The 18738-nt window shown below is 39.5% G+C and carries 18 protein-coding genes and 1 tRNA gene; 18 read left to right on the top strand and 1 reads right to left on the bottom strand.

Annotated features, from left to right (window positions below):
- Positions 1-243: 243 nt before the first annotated feature.
- From trxB to BANA01_RS05840, 6 genes are all read left to right on the top strand, one after another.
- Complete coding sequence (trxB, locus tag BANA01_RS05815; RefSeq protein WP_063252065.1) at positions 244-1194, top strand: thioredoxin-disulfide reductase; 951 nt, start codon at positions 244-246, stop codon at positions 1192-1194.
- Between the two features lie 344 nt (positions 1195-1538).
- Complete coding sequence (locus BANA01_RS05820) at positions 1539-1997, top strand: NUDIX hydrolase (protein ID WP_034674255.1); 459 nt, start codon at positions 1539-1541, stop codon at positions 1995-1997.
- 18 nt (positions 1998-2015) lie between these two features.
- Complete coding sequence (gene rapZ / locus BANA01_RS05825) at positions 2016-2909, top strand: RNase adapter RapZ (protein ID WP_034674254.1); 894 nt, start codon at positions 2016-2018, stop codon at positions 2907-2909.
- A complete protein-coding gene (locus tag BANA01_RS05830; protein WP_034674252.1) occupies positions 2906-3877 on the top strand; it encodes a gluconeogenesis factor YvcK family protein in 972 nt (323 codons plus the stop codon). The genes rapZ and BANA01_RS05830 overlap by 4 nt, the downstream gene beginning before the upstream one ends.
- A gap of 45 nt (positions 3878-3922) precedes the next feature.
- Entirely contained in the window at positions 3923-4873 is a 951-nt protein-coding gene (gene whiA, locus BANA01_RS05835; protein ID WP_034674251.1) for a DNA-binding protein WhiA, read from the top strand.
- Positions 4874-4899: 26 nt separating this feature from the next.
- On the top strand, positions 4900-5157 hold the full coding sequence (locus BANA01_RS05840) for an HPr family phosphocarrier protein (protein WP_034674249.1): 258 nt from the start codon (positions 4900-4902) through the stop codon (positions 5155-5157).
- A 55-nt stretch (positions 5158-5212) separates the two neighbouring features.
- Here the strand turns inward: BANA01_RS05840 and clpP are convergent, their stop codons facing one another.
- A complete protein-coding gene (gene clpP / locus BANA01_RS05845) occupies positions 5213-5818 on the bottom strand; it encodes an ATP-dependent Clp endopeptidase proteolytic subunit ClpP (RefSeq protein ID WP_034674247.1) in 606 nt (201 codons plus the stop codon).
- Between the two features lie 198 nt (positions 5819-6016).
- Between clpP and BANA01_RS05850 the strand changes: the two genes are divergently transcribed.
- From BANA01_RS05850 to rnr, 12 genes are all read left to right on the top strand, one after another.
- A tRNA-Arg gene (locus BANA01_RS05850) sits at positions 6017-6088 on the top strand.
- A 110-nt stretch (positions 6089-6198) separates the two neighbouring features.
- Positions 6199-7524 (top strand): RNA polymerase factor sigma-54, encoded by a 1326-nt coding sequence (gene rpoN / locus BANA01_RS05855; RefSeq protein WP_034674246.1) that lies wholly within the window; start codon positions 6199-6201, stop codon positions 7522-7524.
- Between the two features lie 13 nt (positions 7525-7537).
- Complete coding sequence (locus tag BANA01_RS05860; RefSeq protein ID WP_052106324.1) at positions 7538-7795, top strand: glutaredoxin family protein; 258 nt, start codon at positions 7538-7540, stop codon at positions 7793-7795.
- Between the two features lie 133 nt (positions 7796-7928).
- Entirely contained in the window at positions 7929-8951 is a 1023-nt protein-coding gene (locus BANA01_RS05865; protein WP_034674245.1) for a sugar-binding transcriptional regulator, read from the top strand.
- A 153-nt stretch (positions 8952-9104) separates the two neighbouring features.
- Positions 9105-10112 (top strand): type I glyceraldehyde-3-phosphate dehydrogenase, encoded by a 1008-nt coding sequence (gene gap / locus BANA01_RS05870; protein WP_034674243.1) that lies wholly within the window; start codon positions 9105-9107, stop codon positions 10110-10112.
- A 136-nt stretch (positions 10113-10248) separates the two neighbouring features.
- Positions 10249-11433, top strand: a complete 1185-nt coding sequence (locus BANA01_RS05875; protein WP_034674241.1) for a phosphoglycerate kinase — start codon at positions 10249-10251, stop codon at positions 11431-11433.
- Between the two features lie 36 nt (positions 11434-11469).
- Positions 11470-12231, top strand: coding sequence for a triose-phosphate isomerase (gene tpiA, locus BANA01_RS05880; protein ID WP_034674239.1), 762 nt, complete (start codon positions 11470-11472; stop codon positions 12229-12231).
- A complete protein-coding gene (gene gpmI, locus BANA01_RS05885; protein WP_063252066.1) occupies positions 12224-13756 on the top strand; it encodes a 2,3-bisphosphoglycerate-independent phosphoglycerate mutase in 1533 nt (510 codons plus the stop codon). The genes tpiA and gpmI overlap by 8 nt, the downstream gene beginning before the upstream one ends.
- Before the next feature lie 27 nt (positions 13757-13783).
- The gene (gene eno, locus BANA01_RS05890) at positions 13784-15082 is read left to right on the top strand and encodes a phosphopyruvate hydratase (protein WP_063252068.1); all 1299 of its coding nucleotides are present in this window, start codon (positions 13784-13786) and stop codon (positions 15080-15082) included.
- A 152-nt stretch (positions 15083-15234) separates the two neighbouring features.
- Entirely contained in the window at positions 15235-15468 is a 234-nt protein-coding gene (gene secG / locus BANA01_RS05895) for a preprotein translocase subunit SecG (RefSeq protein WP_063252070.1), read from the top strand.
- A gap of 137 nt (positions 15469-15605) precedes the next feature.
- Positions 15606-16352 (top strand): alpha/beta hydrolase, encoded by a 747-nt coding sequence (locus BANA01_RS05900; protein ID WP_063252071.1) that lies wholly within the window; start codon positions 15606-15608, stop codon positions 16350-16352.
- A gap of 21 nt (positions 16353-16373) precedes the next feature.
- Complete coding sequence (gene rnr / locus BANA01_RS05905; RefSeq protein ID WP_063252073.1) at positions 16374-18731, top strand: ribonuclease R; 2358 nt, start codon at positions 16374-16376, stop codon at positions 18729-18731.
- The last annotated feature ends 7 nt before the right edge of the window (positions 18732-18738 follow it).

Below are 18738 nucleotides of genomic sequence, written 5' to 3' on the forward strand. Positions count from 1 at the left end.
CTAAAAGAGGCTGCTCCTCTTTTTATTGAGCAGATTTTTGGACTATATAGCAATTGTTTAATACGATTAAGTAGGTAATACTAAACTTAATCGTATTTTTTTATAATTTTATATCTGGCTGCAGCGCCTAAGGGCTCGGGGTTATAAGCTTTGCTTGTCTTATGGCTGTCGCTCCAAGGGAAAAATGAACTTCTTTTTCCCCTGAGCAAGGCGCTTCCGCCTTTAAATAGGGAGTGAATCTACATGTCAGAAGAAAAAATTTATGATGTGATTATCGCTGGTGCTGGTCCTGCTGGGATGACAGCTGCTGTTTATACATCCCGTGCGAATCTATCTACTCTTATGATTGAACGTGGTATGCCTGGAGGTCAAATGGCAAATACCGAGGATGTTGAAAACTATCCTGGATTTGAGAGCATCTTAGGACCAGATTTATCAACCAAAATGTTTGAGCATGCGAAAAAATTCGGTGCGGAATATGCGTATGGAGACATTAAAGAAATTATCGACAATGGTGATGTGAAAACCGTTATTGCTGGTTCGAAGCAATACAAAGCTTATTCCGTTATTATTTCAGCAGGTGCTGAATATAAAAAGGTAGGGGTACCTGGCGAAAAGGAACTTAGCGGCCGCGGCGTATCCTATTGTGCTGTTTGTGATGGAGCCTTTTTTAAAGGAAAAGAATTATATGTTATCGGCGGCGGAGATTCCGCAGTTGAGGAAGGTGTTTATTTAACTCGTTTCGCTTCTAAGGTAACGATTGTACACCGTCGTGATGAGCTCCGTGCTCAGAAAATTCTTCAAGACCGTGCATTTGCTAATGAAAAAATTGACTTCATTTGGAATCACACGATTAAATCGATTAATGATAAAGATGGAAAAGTGGGAAGCGTCACACTCGTTTCTACACAAACAGGAGAAGAACAAGAGCTACCTGCAGACGGTGTATTCATTTATATTGGAATGATTCCACTTTCTAAACCTTTCACAAATCTCGGGATTACCAATGAAAACGGCTATATTGAAACAAATGAGCGAATGGAAACAAAAGTACCAGGTATTTTTGCAGCAGGAGATATCCGCGAGAAAACACTAAGACAAATTGTTACTGCAACTGGTGATGGCAGTATCGCGGCACAGAGTGCACAACATTATGTAGAGGAACTGAAAGAAGAATTCAAAATTAAGAAGTAATTTTACAATTTCTTCATAATCGTAATCCGGTTTTAATTCTCTTGTAACAGTAGTGAAATATTAATAAGGTATGATGATAGTAAGAATTGACCCCCTTTAAAATATTCACTTGGTGCACAGGCTGAAAATGCCTGTGCTATTTTTTTACATATTTTTAACAGAATAAAGAAATCTGATTTCGTTGTGACCGCTTACCAAAAAGAGTATAATAAAAAGAATAAATAAACGAGGTAATTTACTACTATGAATTTTTTTATATAGATAAGAAACAAAATATTTTACTTTGAGAATTGTTAAGCTCCGGCGACGAGGGCTTATGCTTTTCTTGTTAGAGGGTGTTTGTTGTGCAGCGAGTCACCAATTGTGTACTAATTAGAGATAACCAAGCATTAATGTTAAAGAAACCGCGACGCGGCTGGTGGGTAGCACCGGGCGGCAAAATGGAGCCTGGAGAGTCAGTAAGAGATTCCTGTATTCGTGAGTTTCGGGAGGAAACCGGAATCTACTTGAAAAATCCACAATTGAAGGGTATTTTTACTTTCATTATGAAAGAAAATGATCAAGTTTTATCCGAATGGATGATGTTTACTTTTTTAGCAACGGATTCTGATGGGATGCGTTTCGATGAATCGGATGAAGGTAAGCTTGAGTGGCAGCAGCTTGATCAATTAAAAAACCTGCCAATGGCAGCGGGAGACTATCATATTATCGATTATATGATTCATGGAAATGGGATAATTTACGGTACTTTTACTTACACCAAGGATTTCCAGTTAATCAGTTATCGATTAGATCCAAGTTAACTTGAGGGGGAAAATGAAATGAGTACCGGTTCAACAAATGAAACACAAATGGTCATCATTACGGGGATGTCTGGAGCTGGAAAAACAGTTGCGATCCAAAGTTTAGAGGATTTAGGTTTTTTCTGTGTAGATAATCTGCCCCCAACTCTGCTTCCTAAATTTCTTGAACTTATGAAGGAATCTGGGAATAAAATGAATAAAGTTGCTTTGGTTATGGATTTAAGAGGAAGAGAGTTCTTTGATCATTTGTTTAAAGCGCTTGATGACCTTGCAGAAACCTCATGGGTAAGCCCGCAAATCCTGTTCTTGGATGCAGACGATGCAACTTTAGTGCGAAGATATAAAGAAACAAGAAGATTTCATCCACTTGCACAATCTGGCTTGCCATTAGAGGGCATTAGGCTAGAGAGAGAGCTTCTTGATGAGTTAAAGGGAAGGGCCCAGATTATTTACAACACTTCACAAATGAAGCCGCGTGAATTACGTGAAAAGATTATAACTGAATTTACTACAAATAAAAAATCAATTTTTACTGTCAATGTCATGTCATTTGGATTTAAGCATGGAATTCCAATCGATGCTGACCTCGTTTTTGATGTGCGTTTCCTGCCAAATCCTCACTATATCGATCACATGAGACCAAAAACAGGATTAGATGAAGAGGTTTCAAGCTATGTTTTAAAATGGAATGAAACGCATAAATTCATAGAGAAGGTCACAGATTTGTTAAGCTTTATGCTTCCGCATTATAAGCGGGAAGGCAAAGCGCAGCTTGTGATTGCGATAGGGTGTACCGGAGGGCAGCACCGCTCCGTAACTCTGGCTGAATATCTTGCTAAATACTTTGAAAATGATTACAAAACATTCGTTTCACATCGTGACATTGAGAGGAGAAAGGATAAGACGACATGAGGGAGTTAGGACAGCCAAGAATCGTCATCATAGGCGGAGGAACAGGCTTGCCGGTTTTATTAAGAGGATTAAAACAGTATCCAGTTGATATTACCGCCATTGTAACGGTTGCTGATGATGGCGGTAGTTCAGGAAGGCTCCGCGACGACCTGCAAATTCCACCGCCTGGGGATATCCGAAATGTGTTAGCTGCACTATCCGATGTAGAACCGCTTGTGGAGGAGATGTTTCAACATCGTTTTAAGACCTCCAATGAGTTATCTGGACATTCACTTGGTAATTTGATTTTAGCAGCGATGACATCGATTACCGGGAATTTTGTTCACGCCATTCAAGAAATGAGTAAAGTATTAAATGTTCGCGGCAAGGTTCTGCCAGCTGCTAATCAAAGTGTTGTTCTTCATGCAGAAATGGAGGATGGGACCATTGTTTCTGGTGAATCGAAAATTCCCTACTCAGGGAAAAAAATAAAAAGGGTTTTTTTAACACCAGAGGTTATCACTCCTTTGCCAGAATCCATACAAGCCATTAGACAAGCAGATCTAATTATAATTGGACCTGGAAGTTTATATACGAGTATCCTGCCTAATCTTCTTGTACCGCGATTAGGTGAGGAGATTTGCCACTCTCAGGCCAAAAAGGTGTATATTTGTAATTTAATGACACAAGCGGGTGAAACGCACGGATACACGGCAAGTGACCATATAAAAGCTATTTATGAGCATATGACCTGTGCGTTTATGGATACGATTCTAGTGAACAATAAAGAAATTCCTGAAGACATCCAGCTCCGCTATAATGAAGAGCTTGCAGACCCGGTCAATTATGATTTAGAACGCATCAATGAACTTGGAGTTGAAGTAGTTCACGCTGACATTGCTGTCCAAGAGAACGGGGCACTGAGACATGACCCGAAAAAAGTGGCGAAAATTTTATATAATTTGCTTTTAGATGAAACCAAACAGTGATATGAAGCGTAAATAATAATGCCTGTGCAAAAAGGGGGTGAAGGGATGTCTTTCGCTTCGGAAACGAAAAAAGAATTAACAAATTTGGAAATAAAGCCATGCTGCACGCAAGCGGAACTTTCCGCGCTCATAAGAATGAATGGTTCAATGTCATTTTCGAACCGTAAGTTAATTGTTGATATTCAGACTGAAAATGCGGCCATCGCTCGAAGGATTTATACGTTAATTAAAAAGAGCTATGATGTTCCAGTGGAACTGCTGGTTCGAAAAAAAATGAGATTAAAAAAGAACAATGTTTACATTGTTCGTTTGTCGCAACGAGCTAAGGAAATACTAGAGGATATGAAAATCCTTGGTGAAGGATTTACCTTCATCCATGATATAGCTAGTGATCTGGTGAAAAAGAAATGTTGTAAACGTTCTTATTTACGTGGGGCGTTTCTAGCTGGAGGTTCGGTGAATAATCCGGAAACTTCCTCGTATCATTTGGAAATTGCTTCACTATACAAGGAGCATAATGATTCCCTGTGTGAATTAATGAATAAATTTGGACTCAATAGCAAGACACTTGAGCGAAAAAAAGGCTATATTACTTACTTAAAAGAAGCAGAAAAAATTACCGAGTATCTAAATATTATTGGTGCAGTCAATGCTCTTCTTCGCTTTGAAGATGTGCGGATTGTAAGAGATATGCGAAATTCGGTTAATCGTCTTGTTAATTGTGAAACTGCGAACTTAAATAAAACGATTGGTGCTTCAATCCGGCAGGTTGAAAATATTCGCTATATTAACGATACGGTTGGATTGCACATCTTACCAGAAAAGTTAAGAGAGATCGCGGAACTCCGTCTCCATTATACCGATGTAACCTTAAAGGAATTAGGAGAGATGGTTTCCGGTGGTATAATTAGTAAATCTGGAATTAATCATCGGTTAAGAAAAATAGATGAAATTGCTGAAAAATTACGGATTGGTGATTTGGCTCAAAGAAAATAGAGGAAAACATAAGGAGGATTTTTGTAATGGTAGAGAAACAAGTGGAAGTTAAATTGAAAACGGGTCTTCAAGCACGGCCAGCAGCATTATTTGTTCAGGAAGCGAACCGTTTTTCAGCGGATATTTTTTTAGAGAAAGATGGTAAAAAGGTTAATGCCAAGAGTATTATGGGGCTTATGAGCCTAGCTGTCGGTTCAGGCGTTTTAGTTAATATTGTTGCTGACGGTGATGATGAAGAAAAAGCCATTGATGCATTGTCTACTTTTGTTCAAAATGAACATTAAAATAACATTAACATAAAAAGAGTTTGACCTAAAATCGGTCAAACTCTTTTTGTTATTACTTATCTTTTTTATCTTCTTTAAGGCTTCTTGTGATGATATGGTCAACGAGGCCGTATTCTTTTGCTCTTTCAGCTGTCATGAAGTTATCGCGGTCAGTATCCTTTTGGATGACTTCTAGCGGCTGGCCAGTGCGCTCTGCTAAGATTCCATTCAATTTCTCACGAAGGAATAAAATACGCTTAGCGGCAATTTCAATCTCGGTTGCCTGCCCTTGTGCGCCGCCTAATGGCTGATGAATCATAACTTCAGCATTTGGAAGGGCATAACGCTTACCTTTTGTACCTGCAGCAAGTAGGAAAGCACCCATTGAAGCTGCCATACCAATACAAATAGTTTGAACATCTGGCTTAATGAACTGCATAGTGTCATAAATGGCCATACCTGCAGTAATACTTCCGCCAGGGCTGTTAATATAAATGGATATATCCTTTTCAGGGTTTTCTGCCTCAAGGAATAACAATTGTGCTACAATGCTATTAGCCACATGATCATCAATCCCACTGCCAAGCATAATAATACGGTCTTTTAAGAGACGAGAATAAATGTCGTATGCTCTTTCTCCGCGGTTTGTTTGTTCAATAACTGTAGGAATCAAATTCATTTTTCTTCCTCCTCTAAGTATAAAAGATTTTAATATGTATAGTTAATGATACACTGATGGTCAATTAAGGTCAAACAATTCGCTTTATATTTGTTCGACATCTTTCCCTAACTCATCATAACCATTTGGCTAATTTTTAAACCTATTCTAGCTTGCAAAGTTTCACGAATTGGAATATAATATGTTAGTCGCATATATGCGCTCGTGGTGCAACGGATAGCACGTAAGATTCCGGTTCTTAAAATGGGGGTTCGATTCCCTCCGAGCGCGTCTTCAAACCTCTTGTTACTAGGTAACAGGAGGTTTTTTATTTCTGACAGTTAATAACCATACACGAATTCTCCATCTTCATGTAAAATAGAGCAAGGGGGGAATTAGTAATGGATTTAAAAGCAGGATTATGGCAGCAGCAATCATTAAAATTGGCAATGACGCAGGAACTAACTCAGGCAATTGCGCTCTTGCAATATTCAGCACAAGAGCTTTCAGCATTTTTAGAAAACAAAGCACTTGAAAATCCCCTACTTCAGGTTGAGAATAAACATATTCAGCCTATTAACCCATTAATAGATCGTAATCGGCGGAAACACACAAAAAATACGGAAAACGATTGGATTGAGCAAATTGCAGCCAAGTCATCTTCAAGTGAAGATCAGCTGCTAAATCAGCTTAATCTCCGTAAATACTCTAGTAATCAACTAAAAGTAATTAAACACTTGATTCAGAACCTCGATGTAAACGGATACTTAACCTCTGAGCCTGAGGAAATCGCAGAAAAATTAGGTGTCCACATAGAACTGGTTGAAGAGAGCATTATTGTGATTCAGACCTTGGAACCAGCTGGAATCGGGGCTAGGAATCTTCAAGAATGTTTATTAATTCAGCTCGAGCGGGAGAACCTAAAGGATGATTTGGCGTTAATAATTCTTTCTCACTACTTCGTTCCATTTGCTGAAAAGAAATGGAAGCAGATAGCAAAGGAACTACAAATCCCTTTACAGAAAATCCAAGAAATATTTGATACGGTACAGCAGCTGAACCCACGTCCTGGTGCACTTTTAGAGCAGGATAACGCTTCCTACATTATCCCTGATGCCATTGTAGAACGTTTTGGGGATGGATATTCTGTCAGGCTTTGTGATGACATTCTTCCGAAAATAAGTTTTAATGATCATTATTATCAAAAACTGACTACTACGAAGGATGCTCAGGTAAGCCGCTTTTTGCAGGATAAAGTACAAGATTATCAATGGATCATGAAAAGTATAGAGCAGCGGAAGGAAACTTTAACGAGGGTTGTCAGTAAAATTGTGGAAAAACAAACTCGTTTCTTCGAACATGGTAAAGAATACTTAGTTCCTATGACCATGAAGGAAGTCGCGGGAGAACTTGATATTCATGAATCAACGGTCAGCCGTGCAGTGAAAGAAAAATATGTGCAAACTCCGATAGGTACCTTTCCGCTGAAGTCGTTCTTTACCAGCACCATTCAAACGGTATCAAATGAAAGCACCTCCTCGAGTCAGGTTAAAAATGAAATCGCTTCAATGGTTAAAAGTGAGGATAAACAACATCCATTATCGGATCAGGATATTGTTGAGAAGCTGAAGACAATTCAGGGAATCGTTGTGTCTAGAAGAACAGTGGCAAAGTATCGAGACCAACTGGGGATTCCATCTTCATCTAAGAGAAAAAGATTTGATTGAAAGGATACAAACGATGACGCAAACAATGATCACCCTTTATACTAGACAACGCTGTTCACTATGTGAAAAAGCAAAAATGGCCATCCTTGAGCTTAAGGAAGACTGGAATTTTACACTAGAAGAAATTGATATTGATTCAAGTGATGAGTTAACGGAATTATACGGAATCATGATTCCGGTGGTTCAGATTGACGGGGAAGAAGTAGCCTTTGGAATTATTAACAAAAATGACATAAGTAAACGTTTGCAAGAAAAAACTGAAAACTTTTAGGTTGAAATAGGTTTTCACTCCTGTTAGAATGAAAAATGTTAGCAGGGGTGATTTTTTTTCGATGGAGTGGGACATAATTTGTCTAGGGTGGACATTTTATGACCAGTTACATATAATAAAGGAGCAGGACATTATGCAATCACTCATCGATATTCAAAAAAGATTATTACCTGATCTCCTACAGGTCCTACATAAACGATATTCTATCCTCAGACATATCGGTTTTATGCAGCCAGTAGGAAGAAGGAGTCTTGCTTCCAACCTTGGTTACACGGAAAGAGTTCTTCGCAGTGAAGTTGATTTCCTAAAGGAACAAAATCTTGTTTCAATCAACAATATTGGAATGAGCTTAACTTCTGAAGGGAAGAATTTGCTAGAAGATTTAGAAGGAATGATTCGAGAGTTAATCGGTATCGACGTAATGGAGCTGGAGTTAAAACACCGACTTAAGATTCAAAAAGTTATCATTGTACCTGGGAACAGTGATGAATCCCTTATGGTAAAAGATGACTTAGGTAAGGCTTGTGCCTTGTGCATGAAAAAATATTTAACTGGGAAAAATATTATCGCTGTAACTGGCGGCTCAACGATGGCTGCAGTCGCAAACGCACTTACACCTGAGCTTGGCAAAAAGGAATTGCTGTTTGTACCGGCTCGCGGCGGGATTGGTGAGGATGTCCAGAATCAGGCAAATACAATTAGCTCGATTATGTCGAAAAATACAAAATCAAAGCACCGTGTATTTTATGTGCCTGATCAAGTGAGTAATGAAATTTATCAGTCCCTAATTAAAGAACCTGAAATTCATGAAGTTTTAAACTTAATAAAATCCGCAAGCATGGTTCTTCATGGGATTGGGGATGCTATTACAATGGCTGAACGAAGAAAATCGAGACCCGAAATTATGCAAAAGCTTGAAACGAGTGCGTCTGTAGGGGAAGCTTTCGGCTATTATTTTAATGAAAAAGGTGAAATCGTCCACAAGGTTCTAACCATTGGACTGCAACTAGAAGACCTCGCACAGATTCCTAACGTGATTGCTGTTGCAGGCGGCGCTTCTAAGGCAAAAGCCATTAAGGCTTATATGAAAAAAGCACCTACTTCGACAATATTAATCACGGATGAGGGTGCAGCAAGAAAGTTATTAAAAGGGTAATCCCTTTTTATATAAGACTGTTTTCGTAAATAAATCTTTTATCCGATTTTAACGTGGAAATAGTCATCTAGTTTTAACAATTTAGTTTGTAAGCTCTTTTTTTAAAAAAGAGCCTAAATAAAAACCTTTTTTCAAAACAAGGAGGAAATTACAATGACAGTAAAAGTTGGTATTAATGGATTTGGTCGTATCGGCCGTAACGTATTCCGTGCGGCATTAAATAATGCAGAAATGGAAATCGTAGCAATTAACGATTTAACTGATGCAAAAATGCTTGCGCACCTTTTAAAATACGATACTGTTCATGGAACTCTTCAACAAGATGTTACCGTTGATGGCGAATATTTAGTAGTTGGCAACCAAAAGGTAAAAGTAATTGCTGAACGCGATCCAGCTCAATTAGGTTGGGGAGAACTTGGTGTTGAAGTAGTAGTTGAATCTACTGGACGTTTCACAAAGCGTGAAGATGCGGCAAAACACCTTGAAGCAGGTGCTAAGAAAGTTATCATTTCTGCTCCAGCAGATAACGAAGATATCACTATCGTAATGGGTGTTAACCAAGAACAATACGATCCGGCTAACCACCACGTATTATCAAACGCTTCATGTACTACAAACTGTCTAGCTCCTTTTGCGAAGGTTTTAAATGATGAATTCGGAATTAAGCGTGGAATGATGACTACTATCCACTCTTATACAAATGACCAACAAATCCTTGATTTACCACACAAGGACTACCGTCGTGCTCGTGCAGCAGCTGAGAACATGATTCCTACATCAACTGGTGCAGCGAAAGCAGTTTCTTTAGTTCTTCCAGAACTTAAAGGTAAATTAAATGGTATGGCTGTTCGTGTACCTACTCCAAACGTATCAATCGTGGATTTAGTTGCTGAATTAGACAAAGAAGTAACAGCTGATGAAGTAAATGCAGCATTAAAAGCAGCTGCTGAAGGTCCATTAAAAGGAATTTTACACTATAGCGAACTTCCATTAGTATCTACAGATTACAATGGCAGCCCAGCTTCTTCTTCAATTGATTCTTTATCAACTATGGTTCTTGAAGGTAACATGGTAAAAGTATTATCTTGGTACGATAACGAAGTTGGTTATTCTAGCCGTGTAGTAGACCTTATTGGATATATCGCTCAAAAAGGACTTTAATCTTTAGTTAGTTGAGGTTGGTAAATTCTTCATCAAAAAGCTATAATGATTTAGGGTAATCAAAGGGGAGCGGGGAACATTCCCCCTCCCTTTTTTTGTGTAATTAGCTGTCAATACATAAGGAGGAGCTTTGCGCATGAACAAGAAAACATTAAAAGATGTTGATGTAAAAGGAAAACGCGTTTTCTGCCGCGTTGATTTTAACGTTCCTATGCAGGATGGAAAAATCACGGATGAAACAAGAATCCGCGCTGCACTACCTACTATTCAATATTTAATTGATCAAGGTGCTAAAGTCATCTTGGCAAGCCATTTTGGACGTCCGAAGGGTAAAGTGGTAGAGGAAATGCGCTTAACTCCAGTGGGTGTAAGACTATCTGAACTTCTTGGCAAAAACGTTCAAAAAGCAGATGAAGCCTACGGTGATTCTGTAAAATCATTAATTGAATCTATGAATGAAGGCGATGTTCTTCTTCTTGAAAACGTTCGTTTTTACCCAGGTGAAGAGAAGAATGATTCTGAACTTGCAAAAGCATTTGCAGAACTTGCGGATGTTTATGTAAATGATGCCTTTGGTGCAGCACACAGAGCACATGCCTCCACAGAAGGTATTGCTCACCATCTTCCTGCTGTATCTGGTCTATTAATGGAAAAAGAGCTTGATGTTTTAGGAAAAGCTTTATCAAATCCTGAACGTCCATTTACGGCAATTATTGGCGGAGCAAAGGTAAAGGACAAAATTGGTGTAATTGAAAACTTATTAGAGAAGGTCGATAACTTAATTATCGGTGGCGGTCTTGCTTATACTTTTATTAAAGCGCAAGGTCATGAAATTGGTAAATCTCTTCTTGAGGCAGATAAAATTGACTTAGCCAATTCTTTTATCGAAAAAGCAAAAGAAAAAGGCGTTAATTTTTATATGCCAGTAGACGCTATTGTGGCAGATGATTTCTCTGCAGATGCGAATTCAAAAGAAGTAGCGATCGAAGAAATTCCGGCTGATTGGGAAGCACTTGATATCGGACCGAAAACAAGAGAAATCTATCGGGATGTAATCAAAAAATCAAAATTAGTCATTTGGAACGGACCGATGGGTGTGTTCGAAATCGATAAATTTGCTGGCGGTACAAAAGCTGTTGCTGAAGCTCTTGCAGAAGCAGAAGGTACCTATTCAGTGATTGGCGGCGGCGATTCTGCAGCGGCAGTAGAGAAATTTAATTTAGCAGAGAAAATGAGTCATATTTCAACAGGCGGCGGTGCTTCACTTGAATTCATGGAAGGCAAAGCACTTCCAGGCGTAGTCGCTCTAAATGATAAATAATAATTAGAACTTTCTATCTTGAAAGGTTGTGTAACCATGCGTAAACCGATTATTGCAGGTAACTGGAAAATGAATAAGACACTTGCTGAGGCGAAAAGCTTTACCGAGGAAGTAAAAGGTCTTGTTCCAAATCCTGATAAAATGGATTCTGTTATTTGTGCACCAGCTTTATTTTTACAAAGTCTTGTTGAGCAAACTGAAGGCACCAATGTTAAAATAGGCGCACAAAACATGCATTTCGAAGAAAGCGGAGCTTTTACAGGAGAAATTAGCCCGAAACCTCTTGCTGAAATTGGGGTTCAATATGTCATTCTTGGACATTCTGAACGCCGTGAAATGTTTAATGAAACCGATGAAAGTGTTAATAAAAAGACACTGGCAGCTTTTAACTATAACTTAACGCCAATCGTTTGCTGCGGTGAAACATTAGAGCAACGTGAAAACGGTGAAACCAATCAACTAGTTGGTTCACAAATACAAAAAGCTTTAGCTGGCTTAAGAGATGAGCAAGTAAAGCAAACCATTATTGCTTACGAACCAATCTGGGCAATTGGAACAGGTAAATCTTCGACTGCACAAGATGCAAATGAAGTCTGTGCTCATATTCGCCAAGTAGTAGCACAGCAATTCAGTGAAGAAGTTGCTAATGCTGTCAGAATTCAGTACGGCGGCAGTGTGAAACCGGAGAATATTAAGGAATACATGGCACAGCCTGATATCGACGGTGCTCTTGTTGGTGGAGCTAGTCTTGAGCCAGGATCATTCCTGCAGCTATTGGAGGCAGGAAGCTATGAGTAAGTCTCCCGTTGCCCTCATCATTCTTGATGGATTCGGATGCAGGGATGAACACAAAGGGAATGCAGTCTATCATGCGAAGAAGCCAAACTTTGATCGTTACTGGAATACTTTCCCGCACTCACATTTAACAGCTTCTGGTGAGGCTGTTGGACTTCCAGAGGGTCAAATGGGTAACTCAGAAGTTGGTCATTTAAATATTGGTGCTGGCCGGATTGTATACCAAAGCTTAACACGTGTGAATATCGCTATCCGCGAGGGTGAATTTGTAAAAAATGAAACCATCTGCAGTGCAATGGACCATGTGAAGAAAAATGGAACTAACCTCCACTTGTTTGGTTTATTATCGGATGGCGGTGTCCACAGCCATATTAACCATATGTTTGCACTATTAAAGATGGCAAAAGAGGAAGGCGTAGAGAACGTTTATATTCATGGTTTCCTTGATGGACGTGATGTAGGTCCGAAAACTGCCGCTAAATATATTCAGCAGACTTTGGATAAAATTAATGAGTATGGCGTTGGTGAGTTTGCTACCATTTCTGGACGTTATTACTCAATGGATCGTGACAAGCGCTGGGAACGTGTTGAAAAGTCCTACTGTTCAATGGTTTATGGTGACGGCCCAACCTACACCAATCCATTAGATGTGGTAGAGGATTCTTACCAGCACGGAATTTTTGATGAATTCGTAATTCCATCTGTCATCACAAAGGAAGATGGTCAGCCAGTTGCGACAATCAAGGACAATGACGCAGTCATTTTCTATAATTTCCGTCCAGACCGTGCAATCCAAATTTCTAACGTTTTCACAAACGAAGATTTCCGTCCATTTGACCGCGGTGAGAAACATCCTAAGGATTTATTCTTCGTATGTTTAACACATTTTAGTGAATCGGTTAATGGATACGTTGCGTTTAAGCCTTCTAACTTGGATAACACACTAGGAGAGGTATTATCGCAAAATGGATTGAAGCAACTAAGAATTGCCGAAACCGAAAAATATCCTCATGTTACCTTCTTTATGAGCGGCGGCCGTGAGGACAAGTTCCCAGGAGAAGAGCGTATTCTAATCAACTCACCGAAAGTTGCAACCTATGACTTGCAGCCTGAAATGAGTGCTTATGAAGTAACAGACGCTCTACTAAAGGAAATTCAAGACGATAAATTTGATGCAATTCTCTTAAACTTTGCTAACCCTGATATGGTTGGACATTCAGGTATGCTTGAACCAACTGTTAAGGCAATCGAAACAGTTGACGAATGCTTAGGTAAAATTGTTGATTTAATCCTTGAAAAAGGCGGATCTGCGATTATTACGGCTGACCATGGTAATGCAGATGAGGTTATAACTCTTGAAGGGGAGCCAATGACAGCACACACCACAAATCCAGTTCCAGTTATTATTACAAAGAATGACGTGGAGTTACGAGAAGGTGGAATCCTAGGAGATTTAGCTCCTACGATGTTAAAGCTGCTTGGTGTCGAACAGCCAGAAGAAATGACAGGAACATCTTTAATTAAATAATTTTTATATTAAAAGGAGAGAAATTAAATGCCATTTATTGCAGATGTATACGCACGTGAAGTATTAGATTCCCGCGGTAACCCAACAGTTGAAGTAGAAGTTTTCACAGAATCCGGTGCTTTTGGCCGTGCTTTAGTTCCAAGTGGTGCTTCTACTGGTGAATATGAAGCAGTAGAACTTCGTGATGGTGACAAAGAGCGTTACCTTGGTAAAGGTGTATTAAAAGCTGTAGATAACGTAAATGAAATTATTGCTCCACACCTTGTTGGTGAAGAATTCAGCGTTTTAGACCAAGTTGCTATTGACCATGCTTTAATCGAGCTTGATGGAACTGAAAATAAAGGTAAATTAGGTGCAAACGCCATCCTAGGTGTTTCTATGGCTGTAGCTCATGCTGCTGCAAACTACTTAGATATTCCTTTATACCAATACCTTGGAGGATTCAACTCTAAGCAGCTTCCAGTTCCTATGATGAACATCGTTAACGGTGGAGAGCACGCTGATAACAACGTTGATATTCAAGAATTCATGGTAATGCCTGTTGGAGCTCCTAACTTCAGAGAAGCACTTCGTATGGGTGCTGAAATTTTCCACAGCTTAAAGTCTGTTCTTAAAGAAAAAGGCCTTAACACTGCTGTTGGTGATGAAGGTGGATTTGCTCCAAACCTAGGATCTAACGAAGAAGCACTTCAAACGATTGTTCAAGCAATCGAAAAAGCTGGCTACAAGCCTGGTGAAGAAGTATTCTTAGCAATGGATGCTGCTTCTTCTGAGTTCTACAACAAAGAAGATGGGAAATACCATCTTAAAGGTGAAGGCGTTGTTAAGACTTCTGCAGAAATGGTTGATTGGTATGAGGATATGGCTACTAAATATCCAATCCTATCTATCGAAGACGGTTTAGATGAAAACGACTGGGAAGGACACAAGCTTCTAACTGAACGCCTTGGTAAAAAAGTTCAATTAGTTGGAGATGACCTATTCGTTACAAACACTAAGAAGCTTTCTGAAGGTATTGAAAAAGGAATCGGCAACTCAATCCTTATCAAAGTTAACCAAATTGGTACATTAACTGAAACATTTGACGCAATTGAAATGGCAAAGCGTGCTGGTTACACAGCAGTTATCTCTCACCGTTCTGGTGAAACAGAAGATAACACAATCGCTGACATCGCTGTTGCAACAAATGCGGGTCAAATCAAAACAGGTGCTCCTTCACGTACAGACCGTGTTGCGAAATACAACCAATTGCTTCGTATTGAAGACCAATTAGGTGATACAGCACAATACAACGGCTTAAAATCTTTCTATAACCTAAAAAAATAAAATGATTAAAGTGAAGGCACTCATTGACGAATGAGTGCCTTTCCTTGCTGCTGTGGCGGAAATCTGTCACAAAGACTAGTATTGTTAAAAGGTCAATATTATGGTACATTAAAAATACTGTGAAATGTACGAACTAACAGGAGGTGGCTTACATGCATGCATTGGTTGTAACATTATTAGTAATCGTAAGTATTGGACTTATTCTAGTTGTTTTATTGCAATCAGGTAAAAGTGCTGGATTATCTGGTGCCATTTCAGGTGGTGCAGAAACATTATTCGGTAAGCAAAAAGCACGTGGACTTGATTTGATTTTACATCGTATTACTGTAGTATTAGCAGTTCTTTTCATTATTCTTGCTGTCTTAGTTGCGTACTTCGAAGTTTAATAAAGAATGCTCAAAAAACCTGGCTTATGTCAGGTTTTTTTTATGCACCGAAAATCGAAGGCTTTTTTCTGGAATGTTACCCAATTGTTTGCTTAAACTAAGGTAATGGATTTTTTTGAACTAAAGGAGTTTTTATGATGAAAATTGCAGCACCTAAACCCTTTACCTTTAAGGCTGGAAAACGAGCAGTTTTATTGCTTCACGGATTTACAGGTAATTCGGCTGATGTTCGGATGTTAGGGAGATTTTTAGAAAAAAGGGGATATACTTGTCATGCTCCACATTATAAAGGGCATGGAGTTCCGCCGGAAGAGTTAGTACATACAGGCCCAACAGATTGGTGGCAGGATGTTATAAATGGCTATAATTTTTTAAAAAGCCAAGGCTATGAGGAAATTGCTGTTGGGGGACTTTCACTTGGCGGCGTATTTTCCTTAAAATTGGGTTACACTGTACCTATAAAGGGTATATTTCCGATGTGTGCACCAATGTATATAAAAAGTGAAGAAGTCATGTATCAAGGAATTCTAGAGTATGCCCGCGAATATAAAGTACGGGAAGGGAAAACCGAAGAGCAAGTCGAATTGGAAATGAATGAGTTCGCAAAAACGCCCATGAATACATTAAAGGCTTTGCAGTCATTAATTTCTGATGTCCGCAACCATGTGGATATGATTTATGCTCCAACCTTTGTCGTCCAAGCCCGACACGACAAAATGATTAATACAGATAGTGCAAACATAATTTACAATGAAGTTGAGTCCGTTAACAAAGAAATTAAATGGTACGAGGAATCTGGACATGTAATAACGCTAGATAAAGAACGTGACCAGCTTCATGAAGATATTTACGCCTTTTTAGAAAAATTAGATTGGCAGAACTAATCTCTTGAGGAGGGATTTTATTTGGAAGATAATATTCAACTGCACGTTGATAAACTATTACAATATATGAAAGATGAGGCTTATAAGCCTTTGACGGTACAAGAACTAGAAGCAGCATTTGGAATTTCGGATTCAAGTGACTTTAAAGAATTTGTTAAAGCGCTTGTTCAAATGGAGGAAAAAGGACTTGTTGTCCGTACACGCAGCAACCGTTATGGATTGCCGCAAAAAATGAACCTCATCCGCGGTAAACTGACAGGGCATGCAAAAGGCTTTGCGTTTGTGATTCCAGATGAACCGGGTATGGATGATATTTTTATACCGCCAAATGAACTGAATAATGCCATGCATGGTGATACTGTACTTGCTCGAATTTCTTCTGAGACTTCTGGTCAGCGACGTGAAGGAAGTATCATTCGTATATTAGAAAGAGGCGTAACGCAAATCGTCGGCACCTATGTGGAAAGCAAAAGCTTTGGTTTTGTGATCCCGGATGATAAAAAATTTGCCAGTGATATCTTTATTCCAAAATCAGCATCTAAAGGAGCCGTAGAAGGCCATAAAGTGGTTGTTAAGCTTACTACCTATCCAGAGGGACGTAAAAGTGCTGAAGGAGAGGTTATCACTGTACTTGGACATAAAAATGATCCGGGTGTGGATATTCTTTCTGTTATCCATAAGCATGGCCTGCCAATGGCTTTCCCAGATGACGTATTAAAGCAAGCAAATGAGACACCTGATACAATCGATGAAAGCGAATTGGCGAACCGTCGTGATCTCCGGAATGAAACGATTGTGACAATAGACGGCGCTGACGCGAAAGACCTTGATGACGCGGTTACTGTAACGAAGCTGGATAATGGCAACTATAAGCTTGGCGTACATATTGCAGATGTAAGCTATTATGTAAAAGAAGGAACGCCAATCGACCTTGAGGCAGAAGAACGTGCAACAAGTGTTTATTTAGTCGACAGGGTCATTCCAATGATTCCACATCGTTTATCCAATGGAATTTGTTCACTTAATCCAAGAGTGGACCGCCTGGTGTTATCGTGTGATATGGAAATTAATTCAGAAGGTCAAGTAGTGAATCACGAGATTTTCCAAAGTGTAATCAAAACAACGGAGAGAATGACTTACTTTGATGTAAATAAGATCTTAGTTGATAAAGATGAGGAAACACGATCCCGCTATGAATCCCTTGTGCCGATGTTTGAGCAAATGGAAGAACTTGCACAAATATTGCGAGAGAAGCGAATGAAGCGCGGTGCGATCGATTTTGACTTCAAAGAGTCTAAGGTTTTGGTTGATGAAGATAGTAAACCGTTAGATGTAGTTCTCCGCGAACGTTCGGTAGCCGAAAGATTAATTGAGGAATTTATGCTTGCTGCCAATGAAACAGTCGCAGAACATTTTCACTGGATGGAAGTACCGTTTATTTACCGAATCCATGAAGATCCAAAAGAAGATAAGCTGAGAAGGTTTTTTGAGTTTATCACGAACTTTGGCTACATTGTCAAAGGAACAGCGAATGATGTCCATCCAAGGGCCCTGCAGGAGATTATTGAAGAAGTTCAGGGTAAGCCGGAAGAGATGGTTATCTCGACGGTTATGCTTAGGTCCATGCAGCAGGCGAAATATGATCCAGAAAGCTTAGGTCACTTTGGGTTATCAACAGAGTTTTATACTCATTTCACATCGCCAATTCGACGGTATCCAGATACCATCGTCCATCGTTTGATCCGCACCTATTTAATAGAAGGAAAGCTTGATGAGACAACAAGGGAAAAATGGAATGCGCGATTGCCAGAAATTGCTCAGCATTCATCGAAAATGGAACGCCGCGCGGTTGACGCTGAACGTGAAACAGATGAGCTTAAGAAAGCTGAATATATGGAAGATAAGATTGGTGAAGAGTATGATGGTATCATTAGCTCTGTAACCAATTTTGGAATGTTTGTCGAGCTTCCTAATACGATTGAGGGTCTCGTCCATGTGAGCTATTTGACAGATGACTACTATCGATTTGACGAGCGCCATTTTGCGATGATTGGTGAGCGGACAGGTAACGTATTCCGTATTGGGGATGAAATTACCGTCAGAGTTGTAAAAGTCAATAAAGACGAGCGTTCCATCGACTTTGAAATTGTCGGTATGAAAGGTACACGCCGTGAGCGTTCAGAGACTCCGAGAGTGTTTAAAACAGGCAGCGATACCAAAAAACCACGCCGCAATAAACAAGAAGGCCGAGGCGGCGGACAAAAGTCTGAAGCACGTGGTGGAGGATCAGGTCAAGGATCGGGAACCCGGAAGAAAAAGAAGTTTTACGATAATGTACCTAAAAATAAAAGCACCAAGCGGAAAAACAAGAAAAGATAATTTAGGT

Source organism: Neobacillus niacini NBRC 15566 (assembly GCF_001591505.1).
Taxonomy (GTDB): domain Bacteria; phylum Bacillota; class Bacilli; order Bacillales; family Cytobacillaceae; genus Neobacillus; species Neobacillus niacini.

Excerpts from the sequence above, each read along its gene's own strand:
- BANA01_RS05830 (WP_034674252.1), top strand. The coding sequence starts at position 2,906 with ATGAGGGAGTTAGGACAGCCAAGAATCGTCATCATAGGCGGAGGAACA.
- BANA01_RS05840 (WP_034674249.1), top strand. The coding sequence starts at position 4,900 with ATGGTAGAGAAACAAGTGGAAGTTAAATTGAAAACGGGTCTTCAAGCA.
- trxB (WP_063252065.1), top strand. The coding sequence starts at position 244 with ATGTCAGAAGAAAAAATTTATGATGTGATTATCGCTGGTGCTGGTCCT.
- rapZ (WP_034674254.1), top strand. The coding sequence starts at position 2,016 with ATGAGTACCGGTTCAACAAATGAAACACAAATGGTCATCATTACGGGG.
- gpmI (WP_063252066.1), top strand. The coding sequence starts at position 12,224 with ATGAGTAAGTCTCCCGTTGCCCTCATCATTCTTGATGGATTCGGATGC.
- gap (WP_034674243.1), top strand. The coding sequence starts at position 9,105 with ATGACAGTAAAAGTTGGTATTAATGGATTTGGTCGTATCGGCCGTAAC.
- rpoN (WP_034674246.1), top strand. The coding sequence starts at position 6,199 with ATGGATTTAAAAGCAGGATTATGGCAGCAGCAATCATTAAAATTGGCA.
- eno (WP_063252068.1), top strand. The coding sequence starts at position 13,784 with ATGCCATTTATTGCAGATGTATACGCACGTGAAGTATTAGATTCCCGC.
- BANA01_RS05865 (WP_034674245.1), top strand. The coding sequence starts at position 7,929 with ATGCAATCACTCATCGATATTCAAAAAAGATTATTACCTGATCTCCTA.
- secG (WP_063252070.1), top strand. The coding sequence starts at position 15,235 with ATGCATGCATTGGTTGTAACATTATTAGTAATCGTAAGTATTGGACTT.
- BANA01_RS05900 (WP_063252071.1), top strand. The coding sequence starts at position 15,606 with ATGAAAATTGCAGCACCTAAACCCTTTACCTTTAAGGCTGGAAAACGA.
- clpP (WP_034674247.1), bottom strand. The coding sequence starts at position 5,818 with ATGAATTTGATTCCTACAGTTATTGAACAAACAAACCGCGGAGAAAGA.
- BANA01_RS05860 (WP_052106324.1), top strand. The coding sequence starts at position 7,538 with ATGACGCAAACAATGATCACCCTTTATACTAGACAACGCTGTTCACTA.
- tpiA (WP_034674239.1), top strand. The coding sequence starts at position 11,470 with ATGCGTAAACCGATTATTGCAGGTAACTGGAAAATGAATAAGACACTT.
- whiA (WP_034674251.1), top strand. The coding sequence starts at position 3,923 with ATGTCTTTCGCTTCGGAAACGAAAAAAGAATTAACAAATTTGGAAATA.
- BANA01_RS05875 (WP_034674241.1), top strand. The coding sequence starts at position 10,249 with ATGAACAAGAAAACATTAAAAGATGTTGATGTAAAAGGAAAACGCGTT.